The organism is Alcanivorax sp. IL3, from assembly GCF_047495465.1.
Taxonomy (GTDB): Bacteria; Pseudomonadota; Gammaproteobacteria; order Pseudomonadales; family Alcanivoracaceae; genus Alcanivorax; species Alcanivorax jadensis.
In genome coordinates, this window is record NZ_CP179931.1 from 150,722 (window position 1) to 171,286 (window position 20,565).

Consider the following 20,565-nt stretch of genomic DNA (forward strand, 5'->3'; position numbering starts at 1 on the left):
CTTATGGAGGCCACTGAGATGGCCTTCAATCGCTGCGCTGTTGTACCACCACCAGTGTCCTGGGCTCATCGAGCCCGGGAATGTTCAGACTATGGTGGTTGCCTTGCCAGTGCGGCGGCATGGTCGCCAATTCCCGCTCTGTGCTGGCCGCTTTCATGGCCAGTACCCGGGTATTATCGGTAATTATCGGCGCCATGAGTGCCAGCATGTCCGACAAGGAGGCAAAGGCACGGCAAATTATCTGTGATGGGCTCTTACCGTACTGTTCCACGCGGGCGTGCACAACCTCCACGTTATCCAGCCCCAGCTCACGGCGGGCCTGGCGCACGAAGCGCGTTTTCTTGCCGTTGGAATCCAGCAGGGTAAAGGCCTGATCCGGCCGCGATACGGCGAGAATAATCCCTGGTATACCGGCACCGGTGCCCACGTCCAGGGTGTCGGTGTCTGCCACGTAGGGCAGCACCGCCAGGGAATCGAGCAGATGACGGGTGACCATCTCTGCCGGATCGCGAATGGCGGTGAGGTTGTAGGCCTGGTTCCACTTCACCAGCAGGTCCACGTACGCCAGCAGCAGGCGCTGCTGGTCATCACTGAGGGACAGGCCCAGGGCATCGACGCCCCGGGCCAGGGTGTCGGATAAGGTTGTGGAAAGGCTCATGCCTGCTGGGCCGCCTTCTGCTGGTGCTGGTGTTTCTTCAGATAGATCATCAGCAGGGAAATCGCCGCCGGGGTGACCCCGGGAATCCGGCCGGCCTGACCCAGGGTTTCGGGGCGGATATCCCCCAACTTCTGCTTCACCTCGTTGGACAGGCCTTTCACCTGGCCATAATCGAAGTCGTCCGGTAGCCGGGTGGTTTCCGCCGCCCGCAGCTTCTCGATTTCGTCGCTCTGACGGTCGATATAGCCGGCATACTTGGCGAGGATTTCCATCTGCTCGATCACCGCCGCGTCCGGACGGTCTTCCAGCGCCACCGCGTCCGCCAGGGTGGCATAGCTCAACTCCGGGCGCTTGAGCAGATCCAACAGGCTGTATTCGTGGGTCAGCGGCTTCTCGATCAGGGTGTTCACCGCCTCGGCCTGGGGCGTTTTCGGCTGCACCCAGGTGCTTTTCAGGCGCTGTTCCTCTTTCACCATGCCCTCGCGCTTGGCATTGAAGGCGGCCCAGCGTTCATCGTCCACCAGACCCAGCTCACGGCCTTTTTCGGTGAGGCGCAGGTCGGCGTTGTCTTCACGCAGCAGCAAGCGGTATTCCGCCCGGCTGGTGAACATGCGGTAGGGCTCCTGGGTGCCCATGGTGATCAGGTCATCCACCAGCACGCCGATGTAGGCTTCGTCCCTGCGGGGCGTCCAGGCCTCTTTCTCCTGGCTTAACCGCGCCGCATTCAGGCCCGCCAGCAACCCCTGGGCGCCAGCTTCTTCGTAACCGGTGGTGCCATTGATCTGGCCGGCGAAGAACAGGCCCGGCATGTGCTTGGTCTCCAGGCTGTGCTTGAGATCCTGGGGATTGAAATAGTCGTATTCGATGGCGTAGCCCGGACGGGTGATATGGGCATTCTCGAAACCACGAATGGAGCGCACCGCCTGCAGCTGCACATCGAACGGCAGGCTGGTGGAGATGCCGTTGGGGTACAGCTCGTGGGTATCCAGCCCTTCCGGCTCCACAAAGATCTGGTGGCTGTCCTTGTCCGGATAGCGGTTCACCTTGTCCTCGATGGACGGGCAATAGCGCGGCCCGACCCCGTCGATAACCCCGGTGAACATGGGGCTGCGATCAAAACCGCTGCGGATGATGTCGTGGGTCTGGGCATTGGTGTGGGTGATATAGCAGCACACCTGTTGCGGGTGCTCTTCCACCTTGCCCAGGTAGCTCATCACCGGCAACGGGCTGTCGCCCCACTGCTCCTGCATCACGGAAAAATCCACGGTCTTGCCGTCGATGCGCGGCGGCGTGCCAGTTTTCAGGCGGTCGACGCGGAACGGCAGTTCGCGCAGGCGGCGGGCCAGGGCATTGGAGGGCTGATCGCCGGCACGGCCACCCTGGTGGTTATCCAGGCCGATATGAATCACGCCGCCCAGGAAGGTACCGGCGGTGAGCACCACCGCATCGGCCACAAAGCGCAGGCCCATATTGGTGACCACCCCCACACAGCGACCGTTGTCCACGATCAGGTCGTCCACGGCCTGCTGGAACAGGGTCAGGTTGGGCTGATTTTCCAGGGTGGCGCGGATGGCAGCCTTGTAACGGACCCGATCCGCCTGGGCGCGGGTAGCGCGCACCGCCGGACCTTTGCGAGCGTTGAGTACGCGAAACTGGATGCCCCCTTTATCGGTGGCCCGGCCCATGGCGCCGCCCAGGGCGTCGATTTCGCGCACCAGATGACTCTTGCCAATGCCGCCGATGGCCGGGTTGCAGCTCATCTGACCCAGGGTTTCGATGTTGTGAGTCAGCAGCAGGGTGGAGACGCCCATGCGGGCGGACGCCAACGCCGCCTCGGTGCCGGCATGGCCGCCGCCGATCACAATCACGCCAAATCGCTGGGAAAAATCCATCTCAACACTCGCCTTGCAGGGGTCTGCTGTTCAAAATATAGCCAGAAGGGCGCGCTAGTATAATGCCAACCTCACACGCTGCAAGCTCCGCGCACGCGATTTACCGTAGGAGCGGCGCTTGAGCCGCGAACCTGCTCGCGAACACTTTCCCAATGCCCTTCGCGGCTCAAGCGCCGCTCCTACGCAAAGATCATCGTCCCGTCATGTAGCGCGCAGCGCGTTGCGTGTAAGCTATTCTACTATAGAACCCTGATTCTCTTGGCATGGATTCCGCTTGGACTCTCTGAACCTGTTTCTTCTTATCGGCACCGGCCTGATGTTTACCGGCTTGCTGCTGGGCTCCCTGAGTGCCCGGTTCGGGGTGCCGTCTTTGCTGATCTTCCTGGTGGTGGGCATGCTCGCCGGCGAGGACGGCATCGGCGGTATCCAGTTCGATGACTTCTCCACCGCCTATGTAATCGGCAATATTGCCCTGGCGGTCATCCTGCTCGACGGCGGCCTGCGTACCCGCCTCAGTACCTTCAGGCTGGGTCTGAAGCCGGCACTCAGCCTGGCCACCTTTGGCGTCGCCATTTCCGCCGCCCTGGTGGGCGCCTTTGCCACCTGGATGATGGGCGTGGACTGGCGGGTGGGGCTGCTGCTGGGCGGCATTATTGGCTCCACCGATGCGGCGGCAGTATTCAGCGTGATCAAGGGCGCCGGGGTGACGCTGAATGAACGAGTGGCCAGCACCCTGGAGATCGAATCCGGCCTTAACGACCCCATGGCCATCTTTATCACCCTGATGCTGGTGGGGCTGCTGGTGGACCCCGCTGCCGACTGGGGTGTCGGCATGCTCTGGACTCTGCTGCAACAGTTCGGCCTGGGCGCCCTGCTCGGCCTGCTGCTGGGTGCGGTGATCAGTGAGCTGTTGTTACGGGTGCGCAGCAACGAAGGCCTGCATGCCCTGCTGCTGTGTAGTGGTGGCGCCATGGTGTTTGCCCTCACCAACCTGGTGGGTGGCTCCGGCTTTCTGGCCATCTATCTCACCGGCCTGGTGGCGGGAAATCGCCGTGGCGGTACCGGTGATAACGTGCTCAAGGCCATGGATTCCATGGCCTGGCTGGCCCAGTCCGGCATGTTCCTGATCCTTGGCCTGCTGGTGACGCCGTCCCGGCTCACCGAAAACCTGCCCTGGGCCCTGGCGGTCGCCGCCTTCCTGATGCTGCTGGCTCGCCCCATCGCCGTGTGGGTAAGTCTGCTGCCGTTCCGTTTTACCTGGCGCGAGGAAACCTTTATCGCCTGGACCGGCCTGCGCGGCGCGGTGCCCATTGTCCTGGCGGTGTTCCCGTTGCTGGCCGGAGTGGAGCAGACCTACCTGCTGTTCGATATCACCCTGGTGGTGGTGCTGATTTCCCTGCTCGGCCAGGGCGCCAGCCTGCGCTATGTAGCGCGCAAACTGAAAGTGTCGGTGCCGCCCACCACCGAACCCAAACAGACCGTCCCGCTGGCCGCCCCCCGTGATCGTTATCTGATGCAGTTCGAGGTCGAGGCCGGCGCCCGGGCCGTGGGCAAGCCACTGGGCGAATTGAGCGAGGACAAACGCACCCCGCTGATCCTGTATCGCAACCAGCAAGTGCTCAGCCTCAGTGACAACCCGGATATCGAAGCCGGCGACCTGATCGCCTGGCTCGCGCCCCTGTCCCACAAGTCCGCCCTGTCCGACCTGTGCCACAAAATGAGCAACGACGAGAAACGCTATTACGGCGATTTCACCGTGCTCGGCAAGACGCCGGTGGCGCAGTTGATAGCCATCTATGGTGTGGAAGCACCGCCGCCCCTCTGGCAGGGGCTCACCGTGGCCGAGATGTTCACCAAACAGGTCGGGAAGCAGACCGTGGTCGGTGATACGGTTCGTGTCAGCGGCCTGCGCTTGCGGGCCCGCTCGGTGGAAGATGGCAAGGTGGTGCTGGTCGGCTTGAAGCTGCCGGGGTAAGACATGTAAGTGTCGAGTTGCGAGAAGCGAGTTTCGAAAAGCAAAACCGTTTTGGCTTTTCGCAACTCGAAACTCGTTACTCGCAACTCCTCACTGAATCTCTGACTCACACAAGGATGACTCATGGCCCGTTTTGATAATCATCGCATTCTGATCACTGGCGCCGGTGCCGGCATTGGCGCCCTGATGGCGGAGGAATTTGCCAAACAGGGCGCAGAAGTGATCGTTACCGCCCGGCGCATCAGTGCAGCTCGCGAAGTCACCGATCGCATCAAGGCAGCCGGTGGCAAGGCGCACCCCTATGTACTGGATGTGAGCAAGATCGCCTCCATCGCCAAATTCCGCGACAAGCTTCATGCGGAGGTCGGCCCCATCACCGGTCTGATCAATAATGCCGGCGTGGTGTTCGGTGGCGAGTTTGAGACCGTCGAACTGGAACAGCACCTGAACACCTTCCGGGTGAACAGCGAAGGCCTGATGGCCACTACCCATGCGTTCCTGGAAGACCTGATTCAGGCCAGCGAGGCTTTCCTGGTCAACATCGCCAGTGCCTCTGCCTTTATCGGCCTGCCCTACGGCAGCACCTATGCGGCCAGCAAATGGGCGGTGGTGGGCTTCTCGGAGTCCCTTCGGCTGGAACTGGCGGTACGCAAGATCAAGCATGTGCACGTCACCAGCGTTTGCCCCAGCTATATCTCCACCGGCATGTTCGACGGCGTGAAGACGCCGCTGTTCTCTCCCATGCTGACCCCGAAGAAGGTGGTGAAAAGCATCATGCGGGGCATGCAGAAGAAAGACGCCTTTGTCATCGAACCGCCCATGGCCAAGTCCGTGGAACTGATGAAAGCCCTGCTCCCCCAGGGCATCTGGGACGAAGTGGCGCGACGGACCGGGGTGTCCACGTCTATGTATAGCTGGAAAGGAAAGAAATAACGTCCAACTATAAAAACCCCCTGACTACGTAGCCGCTGTAGGAGCTATGCTTGCATGGCGAACCGCACGCAGTGCGGAATCGGCCGAAGGGCGATCTTGGTGTTGGCGTTGCGGGAACGGTTTTCTGAGAGCAAGGCGAGGAACGGCAACGATTTCCTCGCTGTGGCTCGGTTCGCACCTCAAGCGGTGCTCCTACAGCGGCTTCGTAGAAAGGGTTGTGGTTACTTGAAGCTCAACATCCCGTGAACGCCCATTCACCCTAACGCCCGCCCGCGCCCGCCTTGACAGTCAATGTGTTTGCGCTTGAATTGCCGAACAATGCCCGCCCTGTTGCGCTGTCCGTTACTGACAGTTGAATCGATTTCTGCCTGACGAGGGTAACTGTTATGCCGACTTACAAGGCTCCCGTGCGCGATATGCGCTTTTTGATGAACGAAGTGCTCGATTTCGAAAGCCACTACAAGACTTTCCCGGAAGGCGAAGAAGCCACCCCGGATATGGTCGAAGCGATTATTGGCGAAATGGCCAAGCTGTGTGAAAACACCCTCGCGCCCCTTTACCAGAGCGGTGACGAAGAAGGCTGCAAGTTTGAAGACGGTGTGGTGACCACGCCGAAAGGCTTCAAGGAAGCCTACGACGAGTTCGTGGCCGGCGGCTGGCAGGGTCTCAGCCACCCGGTGGAATTCGGCGGCCAGGGCCTGCCCGCGTCCCTGGGTCTGATCAAGTCCGAAATGATGGCCACCGCCAACTGGTCCTTCACCATGTACCCGGGCCTGTCCATGGGTGCCATGAACACCATCCAGATGCACGGTTCCGAGCAGCAGCTCCAGGACTACATGGTCCCCATGACCGAAGGTACCTGGGGCGGCACCATGTGTCTGACCGAGCCGCAGTGCGGTACCGACCTGGGCCAGGTGAAAACCAAGGCCGAGCCGCAGAAAGATGGCTCCTACAAGATTTCCGGTACCAAGATCTTCATCTCTTCCGGTGAGCACGACCTGACCGAGAACATCGTCCACATCGTTCTCGCCCGCCTGCCCGATGCGCCGAAAGGCACCCGCGGCATCTCCCTGTTCATCGTGCCCAAGTACCTGCCGGGCAAGATCGGTGAAGATAACGGTGTGCACTGTGGTTCCCTGGAAAAGAAAATGGGCATCAAGGCGTCCGCCACCTGCGTGATGAACTTCGACGAAGCCACCGGCTTCCTGATCGGTCCCGAGAACAAGGGCCTGGAGTGCATGTTCACCTTCATGAACACCGCGCGTATCGGTACCTCCATCCAGGGTCTGGCTCACGCCGAGCTGTCCTATCAGGGTGCCCTGACCTACGCCAAGGAGCGTAAGTCCATGCGCGCTCTGTCTGGCAAGAAAGAGCCGGATGCCATCGCCGACAGCCTGATTCACCACGGTGACGTACGCCGCATGCTGCTCAAGCAGAAGGCCATCGCCGAGGGCGGTCGCGCCATGATCTACTTCGCCGCCCAATACGCGGACAAGATGATCAGCGCAGCCCAGGCTGACAACGATGAAGAGTACCAGAAGTGGGATGACGAGCTGGGCTTCCTGACCCCGATCCTGAAAGGCTTCCTGACCGAGAAAGGTCTGGAAGTGGCCAACGACGGCATGCAGGTATTCGGTGGCCACGGCTACATCAAAGAGCACGGCATGGAACAGATCGTCCGTGACGCGCGCATCTCCACCCTGTACGAAGGCACCACCGGCATCCAGGCACTGGATCTGCTAGGCCGCAAGGTACTGCTGCTGACCAAGGGCAAGTGTGTTCGTGACTTCAGCAAGAAGCTGGTGGATTTCGGCACCAAGAACCTGCGTGATCCCAAGCTGCGTCCGTTCGCCTGGAAGCTGCTGAAGATCGCCGCCGAGTGGAACTACCTGACTACCCGCATCATGCTGGTGGCCTCCAAGGACCGCGATATCGTTTCCACCGCCAGCTACGACTTCCTGATGTACAGCGGCTACGCCATGATGGCCTACTTCTGGGCCCTGCAAGCCGGTGTTGCCCAGGACAAGCTGGAAAATGGCGGCGCAGAGCCGGCGGAGTTCTACCAGGCCAAGCTGGCCACCGCCGAGTTCTACTTCGATCGCATGCTGCCCTCTGCCAAGGCCCACGCGGATGCCGCGCTGAAGCCGACCAAGAGCACCATGCAGCTGAAGCCGGAACACTTCTCCTTCGATTACGAGTAAGGAGAAGGTCGGACGTCGCAACACGGACGTCAGACGCAAAAAAAGGGCGGCCTTCGGGTCGCCCTTTTTTTGTGGCCAACTCTGATACGCGATCACATAGCCCCTGTAGGAGCGCTGCTTGAGGCGCGAACCGAGCGCAGCGAGTAAGGCACGCCCGCTCTTCTCCAGAAATACTCGTCCGCGTCTGGATGGGTTTGTCGCCTCGCTGCGCTCAGTTCGCGCCTCAAGCGGCGCTCCTACGGCGGGTTTGAAAAGGAGATGGGTTTTTCCGGCACAAAAAAAACGGCCCCCTTTCGGGGGCCGCCTTTTAAGACTTACCAGAATCTATCGAGAATTAGGTGTTCTCGAACTGCCCCATGGTGTTGTCTTTACCGCCAGCTTTCAGTGCTGCTTCGCCGGAGAAGTACTCTTTGTGGTCATCACCGATGTTGGAACCGGCCATGTCCTGGTGCTTCACAGTAGCGATGCCCTGACGGATTTCCTTACGCTGAACGCCTGCAACGTAGGCCAGCATGCCTTCGTCACCGAAGTAGCCTTTAGCCAGGTTGTCGGTGGACAGAGCAACAGTGTGGTAGGTCGGCAGAGTGATCAGGTGGTGGAAGATACCTGCTTCACGGGACGCATCACGCTGGAAGTTCTTGGTCCACTCGTCAGCCAGCTCAGCCAGCTCGGTGCTGTCGTAGTCGGCGCTCATCAGACGATCGCGATCGTAGGCGGATACGTCTTTGCCTTCCTTCTCCCAGGCATCGAATACCTGCTGACGGAAGTTCAGGGTCCAGTTGAAGGACGGGCTGTTGTTGTAAACCAGCTTGGCGTCCGGCACCACTTCGCGGATACGGTTAACCATGTCTGCGATCTGGCCAACGTGGGGCTTCTCGGTTTCGATCCACAGCAGGTCAGCGCCGTTCTGCAGGCTGGTGATACAGTCCAGAACCACACGGTCAACACCAGTGCCGGCTTTGAACTGGAACAGGCCGGAAGCCAGACGCTTCGGCTTGAGCAGCTTGCCGTTGGACTTGATCACAACGTCACCGTTGTTGATGTCGCTAGCAGATTCAACCACGTCACCGTCGAGGAACGCGTTGTACTGGTCGCCCAGGTCGCCCGGCTCGTTGGTTACAGCGATCTGCTTGGTCAGGCCAGCACCCAGGGAGTCGGTACGGGCAACGATTACACCGTCGTCGATACCCAGTTCCAGGAACGCGTAACGTACGGCGTTGATCTTGGACAGGAAGTCAGCGTGAGGAACGGTTACTTTACCGTCCTGGTGACCACACTGCTTCTCGTCGGAAACCTGGTTTTCGATCTGGATACAGCACGCGCCAGCTTCGATCAGCTGCTTGGCCATCAGGTAGGTAGCTTCCGGGTTACCGAAGCCAGCGTCGATGTCAGCGATGATCGGAACAACGTGAGTTTCGAAGTTGTCGATCTTGCTGATGATGTCTTTCTGCTTGGCTTCGTCGCCAGCTTCTTTGGCATCGTCCAGAGCACGGAACAGGTGGTTCAGTTCCCAGGCGTCAGCCTGCTTCAGGAAGGTGTACAGCTCACGGATCAGGTCAGCAACAACAGTCTTCTCGTGCATGGACTGGTCAGGCAGCGGACCGAACTCGGAGCGCAGCGCAGCAACCATCCAGCCGGACAGGTACAGGTAACGGCCTTTGGTGGTACCGAAGTGCTTCTTGATGGAGATCAGCTTCTGCTGACCTACGAAGCCGTGCCAGCAACCCAGGGACTGGGTGTACTTGCTGGTGTCCTTGTCATAGGCCGCCATGTCTTCACGCATGATCTTGGCGTTGTACTTGGCGATGTCCAGATGCGTGTTGAAACGGTTTTGCAGACGCATGCGAACAGCAGATTCCGGGTTGATATCTTTCCAGGTGCTGTTGGCACCAACCACAGAACTCAGTGCTTCGATGTCTTTGGTGTATGACATGGTGAACCTCTGATTAACAAATTGGTTTATCGATACCGGGAGGGGCAACCCTGCTCATGCCAGACGGACACATGCCGGTCTACCGATGCGGCGCATTCTAGAGGCAGTAGACCCATAAACATAATCAATATGATCTATGTTCGGTATTTTCCTGGTGAATGTAAGGCGTATTTCGTAGTGCCCGAGCCTCTGATTGGCCGCCAGATTGGACCTGCGCCGGCATGAATCCGGGCGATCTCGAACCTGACTTGCCAACACGCAACCCGGCCTTCAAGGTGGATAGGAACCTCCATTTTCCTGAACACACTGCCACTCATCAATGAGACAGCCAGCGGCATTTACCGCATCGCCCGCCAATTTACACCTTGCACACAGTGACCCGAATGGGGCTTTGCTACTATGATCTTTCCTGCACAGCTGGCATGGAGAGTGCATTGCCATTTCAGGTAACAGTTGTGTTCAGGGAGATAAAAATGACGAAGGGGAACCTATGAAAGCGCTTAGTCCGGTGGACCAACTTTTCCTGTGGCTGGAAAAACGCCAGCAGCCCATGCATGTAGCCGGTCTGCAGCTGTTTTCCTTCCCGGAAGATGCAGGCCCGAAATATGTCAGCGAGCTCGCTCAGCACATGCGCGACTACTGCTCCCCGGTGGCGCCATTCAACCAGCGACTGACTCGTCGCCTGGGCCAATATTACTGGACCGAGGACAAGCACTTCGACATCGATCATCACTTCCGCCACGAGGCCCTGCCCAAGCCGGGCCGCATCCGTGAGCTGTTGTCGCTAGTGTCGGCCGAGCATTCCAACCTGCTGGACCGGGAGCGGCCGCTGTGGGAAGCCCATCTGATCGAGGGTATCCGCGGTCGCCAGTTCGCCCTCTACACCAAGATTCACCATTCCGTGGTGGATGGTATCTCTGCCATGCGCATGGGCATGCGCGCCCTGTCCACCGATCCGGAGGAGCGGGAACTGCCGCCGGTGTGGGCCTATGAGCCGAAAAAACGCAGCCGCTCCCTACCCAGCAGCCCGGTGGATGTGGCGTCCAGCCTGGCGCGCCTTGGCGCAGGCCTAAGCAAACAAGCCGCCACCGTGCCAGGCCTCGCCCGCGAGATCTACAAGGTGAGCCAGAAGGCCAAAAAAGATGAGAACTATGTGTCCATCTTCCAGGCCCCGGACACCGTACTCAACCAGACCGTTACCGGATCACGCCGTTTTGCCGCGCAGAGCTATTCGCTGTCGCGGCTGAAAGTCATCGCCAAGGCCTTCGGCTGTACAGTCAATACGGTTGTACTGTCGATGTGCGGCCATGCCCTGCGTGAGTACATGATCAGCCAGAACGCCCTGCCCGACGAGCCGCTGATTGCCATGGTGCCCATGAGCCTGCGCCAGGATGACAGCGCTGGCGGCAACCAGATCGGCATGATCCTGGCCAACCTGGGCACCCACATTTGTGATCCGGCCAACCGGTTGCGGGTGGTACACGACTCGGTACAGGAAGCGAAAGAGCGCTTCTCGCAGATGAGCCCGGAGGAAATCCTCAACTTCACCGCCCTGACCATGGCCCCCACCGGCCTCAACCTGCTCACCGGGCTGGCGCCAAAATGGCGAGCCTTTAACGTGGTGATCTCCAATGTGCCCGGGCCGAAGGAACCGCTGTACTGGAATGGCGCGCAGCTTCAAGGCATGTATCCGGTGTCCATCGTGCTGGATCGCATCGCCCTGAACATCACCCTGACCAGCTATCAGGATCAGCTGGAATTCGGCCTGATCGCCTGCCGTCGTACCCTGCCTTCCATGCAGCGCTTGCTGGACTATCTGGAGCAGTCCATCCGTGAGCTGGAGATTGCGGCGGGGATAAAATAACCGCGCCTCCACCGCAGGAGCGTCGCACTCTGTGCTCCGCGAGTAGGCGACGCGATAAAAGACCAGAATCAAAAGCACTTTCACCACAGAGTACACAGAGAAAACCCGTCTTTTCCTCAGTGATCTCTGTGTCCTCTGTGGTAAATCCATCTTTCAGGTTTTGGGTTTATGCACTTCGTGCACCCTTCGGGCCGACCTGCGTTCGTTGCTACGCTCCTACATTTCGCGGAGAAGGCATGACAGCAACCATCAAACAGATTACCCGCGGCGACCTGGCCTGCTGGGAAATTCGCCACCGTAACCAGACCCTGGTGATTGCCGAACAGGGCGCCCAGGTGCTGGAGTATCAGCGGGATGGCGAGCATCCACTGATCTGGCTCAGTGAGGAAGCGGCGTATCACCGCGGCCAGGGCGTGCGTGGCGGGGTACCGGTGTGCTGGCCCTGGTTCGGTGGCCTGGATTTCAACCCGGAAAAGATCCGCCAGCAATATGCGCTGACAGAGCCTCCCGCCCACGGCCTGGTCCGTCAGCAGCCCTGGGGTCTACACAGCCAGGAAGAGGCCGACGGCATCACTCTGCGCTTCGGCCTGTCGGACCAGGCCGACCGGCAATCCCTGCCCCCCGTGGAGCCCACCCTGACCGTGCGCCTGGACGATGGCCTGAGCCTGGCGCTGAACAACCATAACCATGGCAACACGCCGGTATGGATCAGCCAGGCTCTGCACAGTTACTTCGCGGTATCAGACTCCCGACAGGTAACGGTATATGGCCTGGACACCTGCCCCTATGTGGACGCGCTGGATGACTGGCAACCCCATCGCCAGCAAGGCCCGCTGACTGTTGTCGGTGAGACCGACCGGCTGTATCTACAGCTTCCCGACACCCTGCATATTGATGACCCCGGCTGGCAGCGTCGGCTGACCCTGTCGGCCTCCGGCAGTCGCTCCGCGGTGGTATGGAATCCCTGGGTCGACAAAAGTCGTCGTCTGACACAATTCGCCGGCGATGCCTGGCAAAGAATGCTCTGTATTGAAACCGCCCGTGTCCTCGACAACGCCCTGCTGCTGGGCCCTGGCGAGCAACACAGCATGGCGGTTCGCTTTGTGACAACGGCGTTATAACTGCCGGTTTAAGCGTCCATAAAAAAGGGGTGGTGCTCGCCAAAAAAGGAGGGTAAAGTCGGAAATGGCTGCGAATTATGGCAGTGGATTAGTTTGGTAATTGTCTTCCCTGCGTGAAGCTGAAGTTGTCTCCGAACACCGCCCAACATGGTTTGCAAGCAACACTCAAAGTAAATAGTTTCGAGGTATAGATTCACATGGCTACAGGTACTGTGAAGTGGTTTAACGAGTCCAAGGGTTTTGGTTTCATTTCTCAGGACGATGGTGGTGCGGACGTATTCGTTCATTTCAGCGCAATTACCGGCTCAGGCTTCAAAACCCTGGCCGAGGGTCAGAAGGTTTCCTTCGAGATCCAGCAGGGCCCAAAAGGTCCGCAGGCCGCTAACGTAGTTGCTGAATAAGCGATTACATTAGCAAGAAAAAAGCCCGCTTCGGCGGGCTTTTTTTATGTCTGCTCCCCTGCCCTCTTATTGCCGTAGGAGCGGCGCTCCTACGGCGACATCCATCATCAGGGTTGATAGAACGGTTGGTCGAGGAGTTGTTTGTGTTGGCGCCAGTCGGGCATGCGGGCGTCCATGAGGGCGTGGAAGCCGGGGCCGTGATCCATGTGTTGCAGGTGACACAGCTCGTGCATGACCACGTAATCCAGCGCTGCCGGCGGGTACTGCAGCAAGGCCATGTTCAGGTTGATGTACCCCTTGGCCGACAATGATCCCCAGCGGGTACGCATTTTCTTCACCCGCAATGCCGGCCGCGAATAACCCTGGCTGGCGAACCAGGAAAACTGGCGGGTGATGCTATCTTCGAACAGGGACCGTGCCTGCTTGCGCAACCAGCCTTCAAGCGTCTGTTGCACTGCCGCCTCGCTGTCCGGGTCCGCTACCCGAATCTGCAGGTAACCACCGGACACGGCCACCGCGCTGCGCCCGGCTGACACATCCATGGTCAGCGGCTGTCCCCGGAACGGAAATGACGCCCCATCCTGCCAACGCTGGCGAGGCCGGCTGGCCTGGCGCTGCTGCTGACTACGAATCCACTGGCTGCGACTGTCCACAAACGCCTGCACCATGCGCAACGACGCCCGCTGCGGCGCCCGCACCTGCACCCGGCCATCTTCCAGCACACGCAGCTCCAGGCTGCGACGTTTGCTGCGGATCAGTTCGTAGTCGGTCATGGTTCCTGTAGAGCGTTCTGTAGGAGCGGCGCTTGAGCCGCGAACCGTACTTGGGAAAGCCTTCCTCGTTACGCTCGGTTCGCGGCTCAAGCGCCGCTCCTACGGATTATCCATCCTGGCTTTCGTTCACTGCCATCTCTTTATCCAGCTGCTGCTTCACTGCATCCGCCGACGAGGCATAGGGTGCCAGCCACTGGTACAACACCGGAATAATAAAGAGTGTCAGCACGGTGGCAAAGAGCAAGCCGCCGAGAATCACCACGCCGATGGTGAAGCGGCTTTCCGCGCCGGCACCGGTCGCCAGCACCAGAGGGATGGCACCGAAGATGGTGGAGACGCCGGTCATCAATACCGGGCGGAAGCGCACGATGGCGCCCTGGTAAACCGCCTCTTTCACCGCCAGCCCCTGGTCGCGCAACTGGTTGGCGAATTCCACGATGAGAATGCCGTTCTTGGCCATCAACCCCAGCAGCATGATCATGCCGATCTGGCTGTAAATGTTCAGGCTGTCGCCGGTGACCCAGATCGCCAGCACCGCCCCGGCCAGGGCCAGGGGTACGGTGAGCATGATGATCAGCGGATGGATCCAGCTTTCAAACTGGGCGGCCAGCACCAGGAACACGATCACCAACGCCAGCGCAAAGGTGACCAGGATGGCGGCGGCGGATTCCTGCAGTTCTTCGGCCATGCCCTTGTAGCCAATGCGCGCTTCCAGGGGCAAGCGTTCACGGGCCTGGTCTTCCACATAGGTCATGGCGGACACCAGGTCATAGCCATCCGCCAGGTTGGCGGACAGGGTGATGGCGGGCAGCCGGTCCACCCGGCGCAGCTCCGGGGCATCGCCGGTGGTGGTTAGCTCCACCACGCTGGAGAACGGCACCAGCTCGCCGTTGGCTGCACGCAGATAAATCGGCAACACATCGTCCGGGCCCTGGCTGTTGCGTTTTTCCGCTTCCAGCAGCACATCGTATTCACGGCCTCGATCCACATAGGTGGAGGCAGTGAGGGTGGCGAACATGGCTTGCAGGGTCTGACCCACATCGGTAGCGGTGATGCCCAGATCCGCCGCACGCTCCCGGTCCAGCTTCACGTCCAACTGTGGCTGAGTCTGCTCGAAATCTGTATCAATACTGGTCAGCCCCGGATTCTCCTCCATGGCCTCCATCAGTGTTTCGCTCCAGGCCAACACCTGATCGTAGTCCGGCCCGGCCACTACCACTTCCAGGGCCTGGTTAAAGGCACTCTGGCCCAGCCCTGGCGGGTTCACCGCAAAGGCACGCAGGCCCGCCACCTGGGACAGCTTGCCCCGCACTTCATTGACGATCTCCTGCTGGGAGCGGTCACGCTCGCCCCAGTCCTTGAGCCGCACGATACTGAAGGCCCGTTCGGTGACGCCACGAAAACCGACGATGGACAGGGCCCGTTCCGCCTCGCCGCTTTCCACCAGCGGCGCCATGATGTTTTCCACTTCCTTCACATGATGCAGGCTGTATTCGGCGGTGGAACCCTGGGGCGCTGACGCGGGGATAATAAAGACACCCCGGTCTTCGGTGGGAGCGAGTTCCTGGGGCAAACCCCGGAATACCAGCAACGCCACCACGCACAGGGCCACGCAGCCCACCACCAGCGGCCAGGGTTTACCCAAGGCCGCCGCCAGACTGCGGGCATAGCCGTTGTTGAGTTTTTGCAGGCCACGTTCGAAGGCATTGCCCTCGCCTTGCAGTTCCTTGACGCTGTGCCGGTGCAGCCAGCGGGAACAGAGCATGGGCGCCAGACTCAGAGCGACGATGCTGGAGATGATCACCGCCGAGGCCAGGGTAAAGCCGAACTCGCCAAACAGCCGACCCACGTCACCGCCCATGAAGGAAATCGGCACGAACACCGCCACCAGGGTCAGAGTGGTGGCCACCACCGCAAAGGCCACCTGGCGGGCACCGCGATAGGCGGCCACCAACCGGGTTTCCCCTTCGTCAATGCGCCGCTGGATGTTTTCCAGCATGACGATGGCATCGTCCACCACCAGGCCAATGGCCAGGATCAGCGCCAGCAGGGTGAGCACGTTGATGGAGAAATCCATGATGCCCAGGCCGATAAAGGCACCAATGATCGATACCGGAATGGTCACCGCCGGAATCAGGGTAGCGCGCAGATTACCCAGGAAGGCGAAGATCACCGCGATCACCAGCGCCACGGAAATACCCAGGGTGACCAGCACTTCCTTGATGGAGGCGCGAATAAACAGGGATTCGTCGTAGTTCACATCCAGGCTGATATCCGCCGGTAAGCTGCTCTTCACCGCCTCGATTTCTGCCTGCACGTTATCGGATACCGCCACGGTATTGGCCTTGGACTGGCGAATGATACCCAGGCCGATGGCGGTCTCGCCGTTGGCACGCAGCACGGTGTCATCGCTTTCCACGCCCAGCTCCACCCGGGCTACATCGCCCACCCGCAGCAGGTAATTGCCCTGGCGACGCACCACCAGATCCTCAAACTCATTCACCGAGGACAGACGATTATCGGCACGCACAGTAAAGGCACGGGACTGGGATTCCAGGCGCCCGGCGGGCAACTCCACATTGTTGCTGCGCAGGGCCTGTTCGATATCAGTGACGGTGACCTGGTTGGCGGCCATGCTCTGGCGGTCCAGCCAGACGCGCATGGCGTAGCGGCGTACGCCGCCGATAAAGACTTCCGACACCCCGTCCAGCACCGCGAAACGATCCACCAGGGAACGCTCGGCAAAGTCGGTGAGTTCCTCGGGCGCCAGGGTGCTGCTGGTCAACGTTACCCAGATGATGGGCCGGGCATCGGCGTCGGATTTGGCGATTACCGGGGTGTCCGCTTCTTCCGGCAGACGGTTGAGCACCCGCGACACCGCGTCACGCAGGTCGTTGGCCGCCACGTCCACATCCCGGTCCAGATTGAATTCCACACTGGTACGGGCGGAGCCCAGCCGGCTGCGCGATTCGATCTTGCGCACCCCTTCCACCCCGGCCACGGCCCCTTCGATCACCTGGATAATCTGGGTATCAATGACTTCCGGCGCGGCGCCAGCATAGTCCACCGAAATAGACACTTCCGGCGGATCGATGTCCGGGTATTCGCGCACCGACAATTTCATCAAGGCGCTGATGCCGAATACCACAATCAACAGACTGATGACCGTGGCGAAGACCGGTCGCTTGATGGAGATATCGGAAAGAATCATGCAGCGGCCTCGCTGTCCGCCTTATCGGCGTCCGGCGAAGCAGGCTTCAGCAGGGCCCGCTGGCCCGGCAGCAAGGCCTCCGGGTTATCCAGCACCTGCACCGCCTGGCCGCTGCCCAGACGGGAATGGCCGTTGACCACCACGTCCGGCTTGCCGGTCAGGCCACTGGTGATTTCTACCCAGCCGTCACGACGGCCACCCAGGGTGACCGGGTGGCGCTCGGCAGTGTTGTCCGCGGTGACGGTGAACACATAGCTCTGCGCCCCCTGGGTAATGATCGATTGCTCGGGCACCAGCAGGGCATCGCGCTCGGCCAGCTGCACGGACACGCGCAGGAATTGCCCGGGACGAATCCGGTCCTGGGGGTTTTCCAGCCGCGCCCGCGCAGTGAGGCTGCGGCTGGCCGTGCTGACCCGGGAATCCAGATCGGTGATGTTGCCTTCGAACACCTGATCCGGAAAGGCTTCGTTGCGAGCCTGCACCGGCAGGCCGGAAACCAGCCGGGCCAGGTAGCGTTCCGGCACCTGAAAATCCACTTCGATATAACCCAGATTATCCAGGGTGGTGATGGCATCGCCGGTTTGCAGGTAGCCACCCGCATCCACCTGACGCAACCCCACCACGCCGGCAAAGGGAGCGCGAATGGTGTGATCGTTGAAATTGGCCCGGGCGGCATCGCGGCTGGCCTTGGCACCATCCAGGGTGGTGCGGAAGGTATCCACTTCGGACTGGGAAATAGCGCGGCTCTTGACCAGTTTCTGGCCGCGCTGGAAATCATTCAGCGCGCGCTGGTATTCCGCTTCGCTGCGCGCCAGCTCGGCGCTGGCATTGCGGTCATCCAGAGTGACCAGCACCTTACCCTGTTCCACCTTTTGCCCCTGGCGGAAATGGATCTTCGCCACCCGGCCGGGGACTTCGGTAAGGATGGTCACTGCCTGGGCGGCCCGCGCCGTACCCACCGCTTCCACCCGATCAAACAGGGAACGTTCGATACTCGGCGCTAGGTTGACCACCGTGGGCGGACGCTGCCCCATGGGTGCCGGCGCCGGCGCCAGGGCCCACCAGAGGCCAGCACCTACCAGCACCACCAGAATCAGGGCGGCGATAATCCGCTTCATGAACGTCTCCAAGATATATGATTCACAACAAGCCGTAGGGGAAGTCTAGCGCCCAATTATGCAAGCAATTTGTAGAGGGAGCGTAAAACCTGGATCCGTGACTTCATCGCGGCGCCTGACGGAAGCCTTTGCCGCCACAGAACATTTTCTTCAGTCGATCGTATTCCCTGATACGACGCTTCTTCAGAAAATCCCCTGTGACAACAAAATCTTACGCCATTCATCCACGCTGAAATCACGGGTCCAGGTTAAAGTGACAGGCAATTATGAAGGAAATTCAGTTTACGCGCAGATTCTTGCCGTAGGAGCGGAAAAGCAACGGCACTTTCACCACAGAGGGCACAGAGCACACCGAGAAAACCCAGTTCTTTTGTTTATCGCAAATTTGCTCGCCTGGCGGATGACAGCACCTGCGATCTGAATCCCTGCCCACCGCCACAGATTGCGTAGGGTGCACTGAGCTCAAGGCGAACTGCACCACAACCACCATCTCCAGCAAGTTGGTACAGCAGCCATTTTCACTCTACTCCACGATAAATCTTCTTTGCCTCTGTGTGCTCAGTGCCCTCTGTGGTGAAAAGGCTTTTGATCATGACCTGCTTTGTTCGCCAATAAAAAGCCCGCCGGGAGGCGGGCTTCTAAGTAGTGTGACGCCGTGGAGACACTACACCATTTCGGCGCGCATCTTCTTCTTGTCCAGCTTGCCCACAGACGTGCGCGGCAGCTCATCCACGAAAATGACGCGGTCGGGGATGCCATAACGGCTGATGATGCCCTTGTCGGCGTAATCGGCCATCAGGGCCTTGATACCCTCTTCGTCCGCGTCGCCATTCTTGACCACCAGTGCCACCGGGCGCTCGCCCCATTTCTCGTCAGGCACACCGACCACGGCACATTCGCCGACGCCGGCGTGCTGCAGGATCATGCCTTCCAAGTCGATGGAGGACACCCACTCGCCGCCGGTCTTGATCACGTCCTTGATGCGGTCGACGATCTTCAGCCAACCATCCTCGCTCATCACCGCCACATCACCGGTGTGCAGCCAGCCGCCGGCCCACAGCTCCTCGGATTTTTCCTTGTCGTGGAGATAGCCCTGAGTCAGCCACGGGGCACGCACTACCACTTCGCCCTGGCTCTTGCCGTCGTGGGGCACGTCGTTCATTTCCGCATCGACGATACGCAGCTGCACCATGGCCACCGGGCGACCAGTGCGGGTGCGGTAGTCCGCCTGGGTTTCCAGGTCAGCCTTTTCCAGTTCCGGGGTCAGTTGCGCCAGGGTCAGCAGCGGGCAGGTTTCGCTCATGCCGTAGCCGGTGTAGATATCGATGCCGCGCTCCAGCGCGCCCATGGCCAGAGCCTTGGGCAAGGCGGAGCCACCGATGATCACTTTCCAGCCGCTCAGGTCGATGCTCTTGGCCGCTTCCGCCTGCAACAACATCTGGATGATGGTGGGCACGCAGTGGGAGAAGGTGACCTTCTTGGTAACCAGCAATTTGAGCAGGGAGGCCGGCTCGTAACGACCCGGATACACCTGCTGCACGCCCATCAGGGTGGCCATGTAGGGAATACCCCAGGCATGCACGTGGAACATGGGGGTAATCGGCATGTAGACGTCGTCTTCGTTGAAACGTCCCTGACCCACACCGGCCATGGAGGAGCGGCCGGCGAAGGTGTGCAGCACCAGCTGACGATGGGAGAAGTACACGCCCTTGGGCAGGCCGGTGGTGCCAGTGGTGTAGAAGGTGGTGGCGCGGGTGTTTTCGTCCAGCTCCGGGAACTCGAAGCGGGCCGGTGCCTTGGCCAGCAGCTCTTCGTATTCGCCGGCCAGGGGCAGCGCATCGCTGCTTTTTACACCATCGTCGTCGAGCAGGATGTAGGTCTTCACCGGCTCGATGCGATCCTTGATGGCTTCCAGGATCGGCAGGAATTCGCTGTTCACCAGGATGGCATCATCCTCGGCGTGGTTGATGGTGTAGAGCACCTGCTCCGGGCTCAGGCGCACGTTCACGGTGTGCAGCACCGCGCCCATCATGGGGATGGCAAAGAACGCTTCTAGGTAACGGTTGGTGTCCCAGTCCATCACTGCCACGGTATCGCCGGGCTTGATGCCCTGGGCGGCCAGCGCGCCAGCCAGACGATGCACCCGCTCTTCAAATTCCCGGTAGGTAAAATCCCGGTCGCCGTAGGTGATGGTCTGTTCCGGCGCCTTTTGCACGCCCGCTTCGAGAATACGGTTGATCACCAGCGGCGGCTCCACGGCGGAAGGGGTGCGCTGGATGGTGAGGTTACTGCTCATAGTGGCTCCGTTACCTTGTTATTCTGGCGATATGGGCGGGGCGAGGCGTCCATACCTGTGAGTATGTAAGGCGTTCCAGACTGACACAGTCCCCCGCACGGGTCATCCGTTCAGCTACGCCTGAGGTAACAAAATACTACTCGGTGTAGACGCTGTGTCTAGGGATAAAAGCACAAAGCAATGAGGGAG

At 60.2% G+C, this 20,565-nt stretch carries 13 protein-coding genes; 6 read left to right on the forward strand and 7 right to left on the reverse strand.

The window, feature by feature from the left end:
- Positions 1 to 25: 25 nt before the first annotated feature.
- Entirely contained in the window at positions 26 to 658 is a 633-nt protein-coding gene (gene rsmG, locus ACMG4M_RS00745) for a 16S rRNA (guanine(527)-N(7))-methyltransferase RsmG (RefSeq protein ID WP_035245652.1), read from the reverse strand.
- A complete protein-coding gene (gene mnmG / locus ACMG4M_RS00750; RefSeq protein WP_335625972.1) occupies positions 655 to 2,550 on the reverse strand; it encodes a tRNA uridine-5-carboxymethylaminomethyl(34) synthesis enzyme MnmG in 1,896 nt (631 codons plus the stop codon). Before mnmG ends, rsmG begins: the two co-directional genes overlap by 4 nt.
- A gap of 274 nt (positions 2,551 to 2,824) precedes the next feature.
- On the opposite strand from mnmG, the gene ACMG4M_RS00755 reads away from it, so the two are divergent.
- The 3 genes from ACMG4M_RS00755 to ACMG4M_RS00765 all read left to right on the forward strand — a co-directional run bounded on the left by ACMG4M_RS00755 (position 2,825) and on the right by ACMG4M_RS00765 (position 7,659).
- Positions 2,825 to 4,525 (forward strand): potassium/proton antiporter, encoded by a 1,701-nt coding sequence (locus ACMG4M_RS00755; RefSeq protein WP_035245658.1) that lies wholly within the window; start codon positions 2,825 to 2,827, stop codon positions 4,523 to 4,525.
- A gap of 123 nt (positions 4,526 to 4,648) precedes the next feature.
- Positions 4,649 to 5,458, forward strand: coding sequence for an SDR family NAD(P)-dependent oxidoreductase (locus tag ACMG4M_RS00760; protein WP_414430527.1), 810 nt, complete (start codon positions 4,649 to 4,651; stop codon positions 5,456 to 5,458).
- A 386-nt stretch (positions 5,459 to 5,844) separates the two neighbouring features.
- On the forward strand, positions 5,845 to 7,659 hold the full coding sequence (locus tag ACMG4M_RS00765; RefSeq protein ID WP_035245662.1) for an acyl-CoA dehydrogenase C-terminal domain-containing protein: 1,815 nt from the start codon (positions 5,845 to 5,847) through the stop codon (positions 7,657 to 7,659).
- Positions 7,660 to 7,993: 334 nt separating this feature from the next.
- Here the strand turns inward: ACMG4M_RS00765 and ACMG4M_RS00770 are convergent, their stop codons facing one another.
- Positions 7,994 to 9,592, reverse strand: a complete 1,599-nt coding sequence (locus ACMG4M_RS00770) for an isocitrate lyase (RefSeq protein ID WP_272963008.1) — start codon at positions 9,590 to 9,592, stop codon at positions 7,994 to 7,996.
- Between the two features lie 490 nt (positions 9,593 to 10,082).
- Between ACMG4M_RS00770 and ACMG4M_RS00775 the strand changes: the two genes are divergently transcribed.
- The 3 genes from ACMG4M_RS00775 to ACMG4M_RS00785 all read left to right on the forward strand — a co-directional run bounded on the left by ACMG4M_RS00775 (position 10,083) and on the right by ACMG4M_RS00785 (position 12,978).
- Positions 10,083 to 11,456, forward strand: a complete 1,374-nt coding sequence (locus ACMG4M_RS00775) for a WS/DGAT/MGAT family O-acyltransferase (protein WP_035245665.1) — start codon at positions 10,083 to 10,085, stop codon at positions 11,454 to 11,456.
- A gap of 236 nt (positions 11,457 to 11,692) precedes the next feature.
- A complete protein-coding gene (locus tag ACMG4M_RS00780) occupies positions 11,693 to 12,577 on the forward strand; it encodes a D-hexose-6-phosphate mutarotase (protein ID WP_414430528.1) in 885 nt (294 codons plus the stop codon).
- A gap of 197 nt (positions 12,578 to 12,774) precedes the next feature.
- On the forward strand, positions 12,775 to 12,978 hold the full coding sequence (locus ACMG4M_RS00785; protein ID WP_011590014.1) for a cold-shock protein: 204 nt from the start codon (positions 12,775 to 12,777) through the stop codon (positions 12,976 to 12,978).
- Between the two features lie 107 nt (positions 12,979 to 13,085).
- Here the strand turns inward: ACMG4M_RS00785 and ACMG4M_RS00790 are convergent, their stop codons facing one another.
- The 4 genes from ACMG4M_RS00790 to ACMG4M_RS00805 form a co-directional block, all read right to left on the reverse strand.
- A complete protein-coding gene (locus tag ACMG4M_RS00790) occupies positions 13,086 to 13,751 on the reverse strand; it encodes a M48 family metallopeptidase (RefSeq protein WP_414430529.1) in 666 nt (221 codons plus the stop codon).
- A 106-nt stretch (positions 13,752 to 13,857) separates the two neighbouring features.
- Positions 13,858 to 16,962, reverse strand: coding sequence for an efflux RND transporter permease subunit (locus tag ACMG4M_RS00795; protein ID WP_414430530.1), 3,105 nt, complete (start codon positions 16,960 to 16,962; stop codon positions 13,858 to 13,860).
- Positions 16,959 to 18,080, reverse strand: coding sequence for an efflux RND transporter periplasmic adaptor subunit (locus ACMG4M_RS00800; RefSeq protein ID WP_272963012.1), 1,122 nt, complete (start codon positions 18,078 to 18,080; stop codon positions 16,959 to 16,961). The genes ACMG4M_RS00795 and ACMG4M_RS00800 overlap by 4 nt, the downstream gene beginning before the upstream one ends.
- Before the next feature lie 664 nt (positions 18,081 to 18,744).
- Entirely contained in the window at positions 18,745 to 20,376 is a 1,632-nt protein-coding gene (locus ACMG4M_RS00805; protein ID WP_272974648.1) for a fatty acid--CoA ligase, read from the reverse strand.
- Positions 20,377 to 20,565 lie beyond the last annotated feature (189 nt).